The sequence below is a fragment of the Fodinibius roseus genome (assembly GCF_900129315.1).
In the GTDB taxonomy this organism is placed as follows: Bacteria; Bacteroidota; Rhodothermia; order Balneolales; family Balneolaceae; genus Fodinibius; species Fodinibius roseus.
The window spans coordinates 61,097-73,879 of the sequence record NZ_FQUS01000012.1; the positions used below are offsets into that span (position 1 = coordinate 61,097).

Here is a 12,783-nt window from a genome sequence, read left to right on the forward strand (position 1 = left end):
ATAATTTATTTAATTGAAAATTTCCTCATTCACGACGGAACCTTCTACATCGTGATGCCGGAAGGATAGGTACGGTTCTCCCTCTTCCCGGTCAACCGTGATGCTCAAAAATCCCCCTTTGACCCGCAGAAACATATGCTCCGGCCGCATGTCATTCGGATCCCAACCCTGGGCATGACAATCGCTGACAGGCCCCGATCCCACTTCAACCAACCCTGTTTCGCGATCCCGGGAAACATACTGCCAGTGCCTGTCGCCGTTAACAACAAAAGCCCCTTCCTGGCCGGACAAATATTCTCGCAGCCACTCGCCCTCCGTATCAAAAGCCGAATTGGCATGATTATCATTTTTATTTTTCCGGTCCGGCCCCACCACCGGTGTAGCCGAAAACAGCAGTTTAAACGTCGCATCGGAAGAGGCCATGGTTTCTTTAAACCAGGCAACCTGCCGCTCTCCCCAAATCGTTTTCCGGGGACCATCTTCCCGGGTATTCGCCGACCGATATTCCCGTCCCTCCACCAGCCATACCTGCAGATCCTTTCCCCAGCGAATGGTGCGGTAAGGTTTCTCCTGCAATGGTGCATTTTCGTGCCACAGCTTTAAACCATCCTCAAAAGTGAGATCCCCATACCCGCCGGATCCCGGGAACACATCGTTTTTCAGCAGGTCATGATCATCTTTCACCATATAGATGGGCACCCGTTTATACAGCTCTTTGAGGGACGGCCGGGAATCCATCGCATGCCATTTATGACGTGCTTCCTTCACCGTCTTTGCCAGGGGGCCTGGTTTGTCATAATACACATAATCCCCGGTGTGAATAAAAAAATCAGGATCCAGCCTTCTCATGCTGTCGTAGCTCCTGAACCCTCGCCGGCGGTCATCAAAGCTCCAAAAATACTGGCAGGTCGAGGTCACTATACAGGTCCGCCGAACACGGTCCGGGCCGGGAGCGGTCGTAAATTCCCCTGTTGCTACTGTTGCGCTATCCGGTAAAGAAGGACGGCCCTCAATTTCAACCTGGTATGCCTGGTTTTCCCGCAGATCATCAAACGGTATTTGGGCCGTGTAATCATCGGCGGCCTCCACCTTCACCCATTCGGAGACCTTTTCCTCCTCTGCGTTGAATACCCTCGCCCGCACATATCCCTCTGCGCCGGCCACGCCCCCGTCCATCGATTCCACCGGCTGCTCTTCGTCAAAATCAATAGGATGACGAAAGACCTCCGGTCGCCTTTTGTGTTGAATGGGATTCGGGGTTTCCCGGTCACACAGCCGCGTCCAGATGATGGCGGAATGCCGGCTCACTTCCGAGATTTTGAACCCGGTCGTAAAATAAACAATCCGCTCTGAACGGTAACCCGGGAAGGCGCTTTTAACCCATGAGAACAGGGGGATATAATCCCCTATTGAAAAAGAGAGAAATCCCAGACCTATCTTTTTTAAAAAGCTCCTTCTGTTATTTTTGGACATCGTGTTATCAGTCTTATGTATATATTTTTGACGGACTTCTCCAAAAGCTGTATCAAGCTGACACCGGATCCCATCACGAATAGCCGGGCGCCAAAATGTCCCGCTTACAAAATAAAAAAGGCGGCATCTAACGCAACCTTTTCATTCTCATTCTGTTTCTACCAACGGCGAGAGCCCCTCCTGCAGGGGGACCGTGGCTGTGACAGGGGGTTCGCCCTCCACCTCCACGCGGATCCTGGCCTGCCGGGGGGTAGCCTCCAGCAGCGTTGCCCGCACGGGCGGGACCTCCCCGCCGGCGGGCGTCAACACCCAGCCGAAGACCACATCGCCGTCGATCTCCGCCCTGTAGACCGCCGTGGGATTCGGGGTTTTCCGGCCATAGGTCTCGCTGTACCATCCCTGGATAACCGGCTCCGTTTGGCCCTCTACAACCTCCAGCGTCCACTCCATGGCACCGGGACCGGCCGGGGTGATGCGCAGGTTGGCCCCGCCCGGGCTGGTCGAGACCACCTGCCGGTGCCCCTCGCTTTGCAGCGGCAGCCCGGGGGCATAATGCCACAGGGCCTGAATTTCACGCGGGCGATCCGTGGCGATGCGGTCCACTACCACCCAGTATCGTCCCCGCACATACAGCACCGCGCGGGTATGGGCCGCCCCTCCCGCGGCCCCGGCATAGGCTCCCCCGTAGGTGCCACGCGCGTAGTCAAAACCAGGCCTGTTCAGGTAATCGTCCCCGGATACCAGGGCCGCTTCGGCCCGGTTGGATTCGCTGGTTTGTCCCCCTCCGTCGACCAGAATCACATTATGGGAAAATGAGCTGCGAAAATACCCCCGCCAGGTGGTCGGGTCAAAACTAAAGTAGTTCTCATGGGTATAGCGTCCCCCGTCCACCAGCAGGTCCCGCCCGTAGGCGGACACCGACAGGTGCAGCTTGTCGCTGTGCTGGTGGCCGGTGCCGAAGGGACCCGTATCAAAGAACCCCCACTGGGCCTGCGGGCCCCACCCATCGCGCATCACATGAATGCCGGCCCACGGGAAAACCGCCGACGGCACACCCCCGGGCGGCTGTCCCTCCCGGCCGTTGGTAGCGATCCAGCGCCAGTCCGGCCGCCCGTATGTGCCGGCGGCTTCCAGGACTCTCGGCCGGAGATCCTCCCGGTCGGAATCATTGTTCAGCGGCTGGTGTCCGTCGGGGCGCATGCTGTAGGCAAGGTACCGGTACATCTGCTCCAGCCGCTCCACATAGCTCCCCGGGACCGCCTGTCCCGCTTGCCCGAAATTATCCGCCAGCGACTCAAAACGCTTTAACGCCACCCACTGTGTTTTCGTGGATAACTCCGTCTGGGTGCCGTCGGGGTATACCTGATTGTTAATTTCTTTCTGCATCACCTCGAGGGCGTAGCGGGACCATGCTTCGGCCTGCTGAAATTCCGGGAACGCCAGCCCGACCAGCGACAGCCCGTTCATTTCCATCGTCGTCCAGTTATGTCCCTCCTTGTGATATGCCCGCAGGTAGGCGGCATGTTCGGCGATGCTCCAGAGCATGAGCAGGCGGGTGGCGGGCAAAAAGGCACCGGACTGCTGGAACCCGTAAAAAGTCTGGGGCCAGGTAGCCCCCATGCGCTGCCCGGCTTCGATATCCCGCCACCGGACCTCCGTAATATCCCGCCAGTCCAGGGTTTCCGTGGACGTATTGAGCACCATATACATCGAATCCTGTTCACTGGGCAGCGGGTTGTGTATGATCCAGTTTCTGAGGAGCCGGTCAAATTTTTTTACATATTCCTCCCTGTTCGTTTTTTGCCATGCCTTCAGAAGCGAGATAATATACTGGTGACCATTCAGCGAATAGGCGAACTCGCTGTCTTTTTCAGGTCCTTTGTAATACCACGGCCATCCTCCGTTGTCAGCCACCGGCAGGGCTACGTCCTCCCCGCTAAAGCTGACCCTGTTTTCCAGGAGATTATTTGCCTCCCGGATATCAGTCCCCGCAATGCTCTCAAACGCCATGTCTCTTAACCAAAACCCCGAATTGGATTCCTTATAATACGCTATTAAAGCTTTGGCGGCCTCAACCGTATCCCCTTTTTGCACGGCTACCCTTACTTTTTCGAGTCCCGCTTTATCAAGATCCAGCTGTTCCATCAGAAACCGAACCCGGTCCGGATAAGCACGCCAGACCTCTTCAACGCTCCTTATCGCCCGCCAGTCCGTTGAATCCGCCTGAAAAAGTTCTACCGGCTGCAAAACCGGTCCTTTTTCCATATTCCCCTTTTCGGTACCTTCAGCAGCCGTATGCATACCCGTAACAGGATGTACGGGTACAAAGGCCACGCCCCACAGTAGTAACACCATCCAATTGTACATAGCCGGTGAGTTTTAGTGATCTGTTTTAGTAATATCTTGCCTTCCCCGGAATCGGTTCCCCATCCAGTCCCCCGCCTCCCAAAATTTCCCTTCAACAGCAAATTCTATAAAAGTAAACAGTTGCCCGACAAGGTCTTTTGTACCGACAGCCTTTTCCCCTTCCTGTAATTACAGACTTCGCTCCTAATTATATATTTCCCTTCTTCATCTCTCCCACGGCATAATTGGCCGCCCGGGCCGTCAGTGCCATATACGTGAGCGAAGGGTTTTGCGTGCCCGTGGAGGTCATACAGGCGCCATCCGTCACAAAGACATTGCGGCAGGAATGCAGCTGATTCCATTTGTTAAGCAGGGACGTTTTGGGATCCCGGCCCATCCGCACGCCCCCCATCTCGTGGATATCCAGTCCCGGCGCCTGCCTGGTATCGCTGGTCCGGATATTGCTGAAGCCGGCTGCCTCATACATCCCGGTAAGCTGTTCAAAAAAATCCTCGAGCATCTTTTCATCGTTCTCGTCATAATCCACCGAGACGGCAAGCTGCGGCATCCCCCACTCATCCTTTTTATCCGGATGCAGGGATACCTCGTTGCTTACTTTCGGGATTGTCTCGCCCATCATATGGGAGCCGACCCGCCAGGGACCCGGCTGCGGGTTCAGCAGGCTTTTTTTCAATGATTCTCCGACCTGATCGGTATCCCGCCGGGAGGTCCGGCTGGCACTGAATCCCGCGGCATACCCTCTCAGGAAGTCGGTTTCCTGGCGGAAGACATTCCGGAAACGGGGCAGGTACCCGCTCGTGGGACGCCGACCGGAGGTCGTCCGGTCAGGAAACCCCTCGTATTCCGCCGATATTTTGCCCCGGTAGTTGTGAAAAGCCACATATTTGCCTAACAGTCCATTATCGTTGCCCAAACCGTTGGGAAAGCGATTGGACGTTGAATTCAGCAAGATCATAGTGCTGTTCAGGGCGCTGGCATTGACAAAGACCAGCCGGCTGTAGTATTCTATCATCTCCTTGCTGTTGGCATCCACCACCCGTACGCCTGTGGCCCGGCCCTTCTGCTCGTCATAAATAATAGAATGTACGACCGAATGGGGACGCATGGTCATATTGCCGGTGTCGCGGGCCCACGGCAGGGTCGAGGAGTTGCTGCTGAAATAGGCCCCGAACGGGCAGCCCCGCTGACACAGGTTGCGGTGCAGGCATTTGCCCCGTCCCTGCTCCAGGTGTATGGGTTGGGGCTCCGTCAGGTGGGCACAGCGGGCAATAATCACGGGGCGATCCGGATACTGCTCGGACATCTGCTCTTTAAAATATTTTTCCACGCACGTCAGCTCCATCGGCGGCAAAAACTCGCCGTCCGGCAGCTGTGGGATTCCGTCCTCGTTACCTGAAATACCCACGAATTTTTCCACATGGCTATACCAGGGAGCAATATCTTCGTAGCGGATCGGCCAGTCCACGGCAAAACCGTCGCGCGCCGGACCCTCGAAATCGTAGTCGCTCCACCGCTGGGTATGGCGTGCCCAGAGCAGTGACTTCCCGCCCACCTGGTACCCGCGAATCCAGTCAAAGGGCTTCTCCTGCACGTACGGGTGCTCGGTGTCCCTGACAAAGAAATGTTCGGTATCTTCCCTGAAGGCATAGCAGCGGCTCACCACGGGATTTTCTTCCCGGATTTCCAGCGGCACCTCCCCGCGATGCTCGAACTCCCAGGGCATCATGTTCGTGGTGGGATAATCTTCCCCGTGCTCCACCGCCCGTCCGCGCTCCAGGACCAGTGTCTTAACGCCTTGTTCGGCAAGTTCTTTGGCCGCCCATCCCCCGCTCATCCCGGAACCGATGACAATAGCGTCGTAGGTCCGCTGCTGTTTGCTGTCGATGTTTATGTTCGCCATTCGTTTATCGAATTACAGAAATTATTAATATTCAGATGCATAAAAATCAGTATTAAAACAGGGAGCCTGAGGGTTTTCAATGAAAAATTATAAATAAGGAAATTATAAATTGGCGGAAATAGCCGAAGCAGAGGCCCCGTTGCCTTTTCCTTAGCCCGTTCATCTTTTCCTTCAAAAGACCTTTTCAAAACCTTCGTTTGCCCAATTGCTACATTTTCACGATTTCAACATCCTTTTAAAAATCTTCAGCTCACTATAGCGTTACGCAGCCGTCAAAATGTCCGGGCACCAGCTGGTAGGGAAGTTCTTCGGTCATCACGTACTCCGAGTTTAAAAAGCCCCGGATCGCATACTGTTTGGTCATGGCCAGGCATTCCCCGGCATCCTCATACGCTTCACCTCCGGATTTCAGTTCCGGTTGTCCCTCAAACACAGCGGCGAGCAGCTGTTCTCTTTCTCCGGGGGTGCAGTCCGTAAATTCGGCCCCGTATCGATGCTCCGCCAGCCGGTCCACCTGATCCAGTCCCCGTACAAACCGGTGCCGGTCCTCTTCGCCCCGGCAATCGTCCACCATGACCAGTACAAAGTGATGCAGCTTCAGGGCTTTCGCCCCGGGCGCGTCACCGGTCGCCGGAATAAACGTTTCCACGATGCCGGCAAGAAGCTTCTCCTGCCGCCCCGAAACATTTAAATTATTCAGGGCTATGGATACCCGCTCTTCACTGAACGTACACGATGGAGCCAGGATCACGCCCCCTCCCAGCAGAGCCATATTCTTTAAAGCTGATCGTCTGTCCATATCGTCTTACTGATTTTACGGGTGAATACTATCCACTAATATATTCATTTATCCATTCTTGTCAACATTCGCGAGTCAAAAGAAGAAAAAGTGGTAATATCTGGGTAGATTACGCATTCATTTATTTAATCAATATACCGACTATTTTATGGCTAAAGATTCAGACAAGCAAAAGATTGTTCACGTACATCTGCCGAAAGAGGAAACATTTACCACCACCCTCACCGCCGGGAAGCATGAACTGACCTCCGACGAGCCCACCTCGGTGGAAGGCGGAAAAGACAAGGGACCCGATCCCTACGATTACCTGCTGATGTCGCTGGGATCATGCACGGTCATGACCATCAGGATGTACCTCCGCCACAAAGGCTGGCCGGTGGATGACGTGTATATGGAACTGCGTCACAATAAGCGTCACGCCGAAGACTGTGACCACTGCGACGACCCCAAAAGTAAAATTGACGTCATTGAAAAAGAAGTGATTGTGGAAGGCGATCTCACCGACAAACAGGTCGATCGCATCCTGGATATATCAAAAAAATGCCCGGTGCACCGGACCCTGCTGAGCGATATCACGATCGAGAGTTCCATAACGCATAAATAATCCCGGGGACAGAGTTCAATCCAGATGATACAGGATCAGTCTAAAATATTCAGAACGCTCTTGAAGCGAATTTATCTCCGTCCGCGGACTCACAATAAGTTTTCTGCCCAGAGATCTGCAACGATAAGATAAACAACCCCTGCCGGTGTGAGTCCATGGTCGTCGCCATCGCCACAGGCAGAGCCATGGGTGAGACTGTATATTAATCCACGGCCGCCGGCTGCTGTCCCTCGCTGTAGGCCTCCATCGGCACGCAGCTGCACATAAGGTTGCGATCACCGTACGCATCATCGACGCGACTGACGGCCGGCCAGAATTTGTCGAACCGGAGGTAATCCAGCGGAAAGGCTGCTTCTTCCCGGCTGTAGGGATGATCCCACACCGAGGCCATGACGGTGCGCATGGTGTGAGGGGCGTTCTTCAGGGGATTGTCCTCCGCGTCGGAGGCTCCCTTTTCAATGGCCCGGATCTCCTCCCGGATGGCGATCATCGCCTCGCAAAAACGGTCCAGCTCCGCTTTCGATTCGCTCTCGGTGGGCTCGATCATGAGGGTTCCCGGCACCGGGAAGGACATGGTCGGGGCGTGAAAACCGTAATCCATCAGGCGCTTGGCCACATCCACCGACTCCACATTCGCCGACTGTTTAAAGGGTCGCAGGTCCACGATAAATTCATGGGCCGCCCGGCCGTTCTGGCCGGTATACAGAACCGGGTAGTGCTCCTCCAGACGATCTTTCAGGTAGTTGGCGTTCAGGATCGCTATTTCCGTAGCGCGTGTCAGTCCTTCATTGCCCATCAGCTTGATATAGGCGTACGAGATGGGGAGGATACTTGCGCTTCCCCAGGGCGCGGCTGAAATGGCGTCAATGGCCTGCCCGCCGCCGGTGCTTACCACGGGATGGCCGGGTAGAAAAGGCTCCAGCTGCCTGGTGGCCACGATGGGACCCATACCGGGACCGCCCCCGCCATGAGGAATACAGAACGTTTTGTGCAGGTTCAAATGACAGACATCGGCCCCGATTTCGGCGGGACTCGTAAGTCCCACTTGCGCATTCATATTGGCCCCGTCCATGTATACCAGTCCCCCGTAATCGTGCACCACCCGGCATATCTCTTTAATATCCTCCTCAAACACCCCATGGGTGGAGGGATAGGTCACCATCAGCGCCGCCAGATCTTCGCTGTGCTGTTCCGCTTTCTCCCGGAGATCATCCGGGTCAATATTCCCGTGCTCGTCACACTGCGTAACCACCACTTCCATGCCGGCCATCACCGCGCTGGCGGGATTGGTGCCGTGGGCCGAATCGGGCACGATGGTCACTCTCCGATGCTCCTCCCCCCGGTGCCGGTGATAAGCCCTGATAGTCATCAGTCCCGCAAACTCGCCCTGGGCCCCGGAGTTCGGCTGCAGCGAGACCGCCTCGAAGCCGGTAACGGCCTTCAGCTGCTCTTTAAATTTTTCAAACAGGAGATGATAGCCCCGGGCCTGGTCCTGCGGGGCAAAGGGATGGATGCTGCTGAATTCGGGCCAGGTCAGCGGAATCATTTCAGCCGTGGCATTCAGCTTCATCGTGCAGGAGCCCAGCGAAATCATGGAGTGTACGAGGGACAAATCCCGGTTTTCCAGCACCTTCAGGTATCGCAGCATTTCGTGCTCGGTGTGATACAGGTTAAAAACCTCGTGCTCCATATAGGAGGAGGTACGGGTCAGGGAATCCGGGTAATCCACCGTAACGCCCTCGGCAAGCTGCCGAACGTCCACCTGCAGATCAGACTCTCCATCGTCGCTTTCATCTCCCGCTCCCTCGAGTCCCGCAAACAGGGAAAGCAGCTGGTCCACATCATCCAGGTCCTTCACCTGGTCAAAGGCGATACCGACCGAAGTGTCCTCGAAATAGCGCAGATTTATCTGCCGGGCCAGCGCCGCTTTTTTTAGCTCCTCCTTGCGGGCATTGCTTTCAAGACGCACTTTCAGCGTATCGAAATAGTGCTCGTGTTCAACGGAAAAACCGAGGGACTGGAGTCCCCGGTGCATGACCCTGGCCAGCCCATGAATGCGCTCCGCAATGCGGCGGAGTCCCCCGGGACCGTGATAAACGCCGTAAAATCCGGCTATGACCGCCAGCAGCACCTGGGCCGTACAGATATTGGAGGTGGCCTTCTCCCGGCGGATATGCTGTTCCCGCGTCTGCAGCGCCATCCGGTACACCGGATTCCCCTCCGCGTCTTTGCTCACCCCGATAATGCGTCCCGGTATCTTGCGCTTATAGTTCTCCCGGGTGGCGAAATAGCCGGCGTGGGGACCCCCGAAGCCCATCGGCACGCCGAACCGCTGGGTGGTCCCCACCACCGCGTCGGCGCCCATCTCCCCGGGAGGCGTCAGCAGCGTGAGGCTAAGCAGGTCCGCGGCAACCGCTACCTGGTTGCCCTGAGCCCGTGCCGCTTCAATAAAACCGCTGTAATCCGCGACCGACCCATCCGTCCCGGGATACTGCAGCAGGATACCGAACAGCTCCGGATCCGATACATCAAGCTCCCCGTGGTCGCCGACCATAACCTCGATATCCAGCGGCTCCGCCCGTCCCTTTACCACCTCGATCGTCTGCGGGTGGCAGCCTTCGGAGACAAAAAAGGTGTGGGCCCCTTTCCGTTTGTTCCCGCGCCGCATCGCATAAAACATCGACATCGCCTCGGCCGCGGCCGTCCCCTCATCCAGCAGCGAAGCATTTGCCAGCTCACGTCCCGTCAGGTCCGCCACCATCGTCTGAAAATTGATCAGTGCTTCCAGGCGTCCCTGGGCGATCTCTGCCTGGTAAGGCGTATAGGCCGTATACCAGCCCGGATTCTCCAGCACGTTGCGTAAAATAACATTGGGCGTCAGCGTTTCATGGTAGCCCATGCCGATATAGGAGTCGAAAATCTTATTTTCGGAAGCGAGCTCGCGAAACTCCTCCAGAAACCGGTACTCGCTCATCGGTTCATCCAATTCCACCTCCCGGGTCAGGCGAATATTCTTCGGAACGGTCTGGTCCATCAGTTCATCCAGCGACGAGGCGCCGATGGCAGAGAGCATTTCCCTGATTTGACGGGGGTTCGTTCCTATGTGGCGGTGCAGAAAGCGCTCTTTGTTAAAATTGATGCTCATTTATGCTAATTTTTGTTGCAAAAAGTTAAATCAATAACCAACTTGGGGTTTGTGAAAAGGATCTCTCACAGCTTCTTCAGGCTCCATGTTTGAGAATGCAGGAAGGTAAGCATTCGATGGTAAAATTAACAGTCATGGAACATCAATAAAGAAAGGTTGCCATAAAAATATGCCGTATAAAAAGCCGTGCAGCTATTTTATCCTGAGGATACTTCTTTAAACAGTACCTGCTGTTATCACCACTCAGAAAAAACATTATGTTTGTGTTACAGCCTCAGCTGAATTCAGCAGCCAAACGCCACGTTATAGAGGACCTTTTGAAAAACCAGGAATTTTGTTCAACGTCAAAGCCGGAGGGAGGTTGGGATCGCAGCATATAGCCTCTATTTGAGAACTTCAACCGACCGGTAAGCCGACATCGGATATAATAACGGTTTTGCAAGCTGCCTTATAACTATTCCTGTAATCAATCATAAAATATATGAAGCTTTTTCAACATTCCCTGCTCTCTGCTGCCTGTGCCTGTCTCCTCCTGTTCGTTGTTACTTCGTGTTATGGTCAGCAGTCTGACAGCAACTACCGGATTGCCGTAATCCCCGAAACACTGTCCCTCGAAGTCGACGAGACGGCCCGGCTCACAGGAACCGTCCGGGATGCCGGCGGCAATGCGGTCCACGACTCCGTATTCTTCTATTCTCTCAGCCGCGAAAGCGTTTCCGTGAGCCGCAGCGGGCTGGTCAAAGGGCTGCAGCCCGGCACCTTTGAACTCCAGGCTTATGCGTTGACCCCCGGTAACCAGCGACTGACGGCCACCATTCCCGTGGAAGTGAGTTTTCCTCCCATCACCGACATCGCCTTTACCGGCCGGCCCGGGCGCATGTATGCCGACACCAGACGTCCGGTTACCCTCTCGGTTACGGATGCGAAAGGGTTCGATCGCAATCCAGGGGAAGTCACCCTCACCAGTTCTGATTCCTCCGTGGCCTATGTGGATAACTTCGGGCAGCTGCATGCAAAAAAACCCGGTGCCGTCACCATTACCGCGCAAGCCGGAGAGGCCACCGCCCGCCGGCGGACCGAAGTGGTGGTTAATCCCGTTACCACCATTGAGCTGACCCGCAAGGGGGAGCAGCAGACCCGCACCGGCGATGTGGTACGCTTCACGGCCAGTCCCAAAAACGCAGAGGGCCGGGTTATTGACGATATGCCCGTGGAATATTCCCTGGCCGCTCAGCCGGATAACAACCGGGGCGAAGCGTCCCCGGCACAGGTCAAAGAGGACGGCCGGTTTGTCGCCCGCAAGCCCGGCACCTACACCGTCCTCGCCCGGGCCGGTACCGTATTTGCCGAACAGACCATCGGGGTGGAGGCGCGGGATATCCAGCGGGAGGTAGAGGTAGTGGGACACGCTCTCGTGGGTGACGTCCACACTTCGGATCTCTGGGTCTGGGAGGGCGTTGACGGCAACGATTACGCCGTCACCGGCACCTGGGGCGGCAACGGAGAGGCGTATTTTTGGGATGTCACCGACCCGGCGAATATGACGATCATCGACACGGTAACGGTGGATGCGCGCACGGTCAACGACGTGAAAATATCGGAAGACGGACGCGTAGGCGTTATCACGCGAGAAGGCGCCTCCGATCGTAAAAACGGCATCGTGATCCTGGATGTGCGAAATCCGCACGAGGTGGAGATCATCTCCGAATACAGCGAGGGACTCACGGGCGGGGTGCACAACGCCTTTATTTATGAGGATCACGTGTATGCCGTCAACAACGGGCGCCGGTATGATATTATTGACATCAGTGATCCCGGGAATCCCGAGACCGTCAGTCGTTTTGAACTGGATACGCCCGGCCACGCCGTCCACGATGTATGGGTGGAGGACGGTATCGCATATTCTTCGAACTGGGATGACGGTGTCGTGGCGGTGGATGTGGGGAGTACGCCGGCGGCCGACTCTCCCGAAACGCATGAGGTGGGGACCGGTTCCCCCGAAAATCCCGTACAACTGGGCAGCTACAGCTATCCCAGCGGCTGGAATCACGCGGCCTTCCCGTTCCGGAGTCAGTCCACCGGTGATTTCTACGTCATTGCCGGCGATGAGGCTTTTCCCAACGGACTGTTTGTACAGGATAAACCGACCATACCGGCCGGATGGATCCACTTCATAAAGTTTGAAGGCGGGTGGGACCACCCGAAGGAAGTGGCCCGCTACCGGGTGCCCGAAGCGGGGACCCATAATTTCTGGGTGAAAGGGGATACGCTGTACGTCGCTTATTACAATGCCGGGTTGCGCGTGGTCGATATCTCCGGTGAGCTGATGGGAAATCTGTACGAGCAGGGACGCGAGATTGCCCGGTTCGTCCCCACACATCACCGGGGACGTATTCCCAATGCTGCCATGAGCTGGGGACCTCACCCATACAAGGGATATATTTTCGTGTCCGACTGGAACTCCGGGCTCTGGGCGCTCAAACTGACGGATTAGT

At 55.8% G+C, this 12,783-nt stretch carries 7 protein-coding genes; 2 read left to right on the plus strand and 5 right to left on the minus strand.

The features are described 5' to 3' along the window. Window positions 1-9 precede the first annotated feature (9 nt). From BUB16_RS12015 to BUB16_RS12035, 4 genes are all read right to left on the minus strand, one after another. The gene (locus BUB16_RS12015) at window positions 10-1,473 is read right to left on the minus strand and encodes an alkaline phosphatase D family protein (RefSeq protein ID WP_073064407.1); all 1,464 of its coding nucleotides are present in this window, start codon (window positions 1,471-1,473) and stop codon (window positions 10-12) included. A gap of 147 nt (window positions 1,474-1,620) precedes the next feature. Continuing rightward, on the minus strand, window positions 1,621-3,840 hold the full coding sequence (locus BUB16_RS12020; protein ID WP_073064409.1) for an alginate lyase family protein: 2,220 nt from the start codon (window positions 3,838-3,840) through the stop codon (window positions 1,621-1,623). 187 nt (window positions 3,841-4,027) lie between these two features. Then, window positions 4,028-5,740, minus strand: coding sequence for a GMC oxidoreductase (locus tag BUB16_RS12025; protein WP_073064411.1), 1,713 nt, complete (start codon window positions 5,738-5,740; stop codon window positions 4,028-4,030). A gap of 253 nt (window positions 5,741-5,993) precedes the next feature. After that, the gene (locus BUB16_RS12035; RefSeq protein ID WP_073064416.1) at window positions 5,994-6,539 is read right to left on the minus strand and encodes a gluconate 2-dehydrogenase subunit 3 family protein; all 546 of its coding nucleotides are present in this window, start codon (window positions 6,537-6,539) and stop codon (window positions 5,994-5,996) included. A 148-nt stretch (window positions 6,540-6,687) separates the two neighbouring features. Between BUB16_RS12035 and BUB16_RS12040 the strand changes: the two genes are divergently transcribed. After that, a complete protein-coding gene (locus BUB16_RS12040) occupies window positions 6,688-7,143 on the plus strand; it encodes an OsmC family protein (protein ID WP_073064418.1) in 456 nt (151 codons plus the stop codon). 202 nt (window positions 7,144-7,345) lie between these two features. Here the strand turns inward: BUB16_RS12040 and gcvP are convergent, their stop codons facing one another. Beyond that, entirely contained in the window at window positions 7,346-10,288 is a 2,943-nt protein-coding gene (gcvP, locus tag BUB16_RS12045) for an aminomethyl-transferring glycine dehydrogenase (protein ID WP_073064419.1), read from the minus strand. 481 nt (window positions 10,289-10,769) lie between these two features. Between gcvP and BUB16_RS12050 the strand changes: the two genes are divergently transcribed. After that, window positions 10,770-12,782 carry an Ig-like domain-containing protein gene (locus BUB16_RS12050; protein ID WP_073064422.1) on the plus strand — a complete coding sequence of 671 codons (2,013 nt, stop codon included), beginning with the start codon at window positions 10,770-10,772 and terminating at the stop codon, window positions 12,780-12,782. Window position 12,783 lies beyond the last annotated feature (1 nt).

Bases quoted from the DNA above. Each gene is read 5' to 3' on its own strand.
- BUB16_RS12040 (WP_073064418.1), top strand. From the start codon at position 6,688: ATGGCTAAAGATTCAGACAAGCAAAAGATTGTTCACGTACATCTGCCG.
- BUB16_RS12050 (WP_073064422.1), top strand. From the start codon at position 10,770: ATGAAGCTTTTTCAACATTCCCTGCTCTCTGCTGCCTGTGCCTGTCTC.
- BUB16_RS12035 (WP_073064416.1), bottom strand. From the start codon at position 6,539: ATGGACAGACGATCAGCTTTAAAGAATATGGCTCTGCTGGGAGGGGGC.
- BUB16_RS12020 (WP_073064409.1), bottom strand. From the start codon at position 3,840: ATGTACAATTGGATGGTGTTACTACTGTGGGGCGTGGCCTTTGTACCC.
- gcvP (WP_073064419.1), bottom strand. From the start codon at position 10,288: ATGAGCATCAATTTTAACAAAGAGCGCTTTCTGCACCGCCACATAGGA.
- BUB16_RS12015 (WP_073064407.1), bottom strand. From the start codon at position 1,473: ATGTCCAAAAATAACAGAAGGAGCTTTTTAAAAAAGATAGGTCTGGGA.
- BUB16_RS12025 (WP_073064411.1), bottom strand. From the start codon at position 5,740: ATGGCGAACATAAACATCGACAGCAAACAGCAGCGGACCTACGACGCT.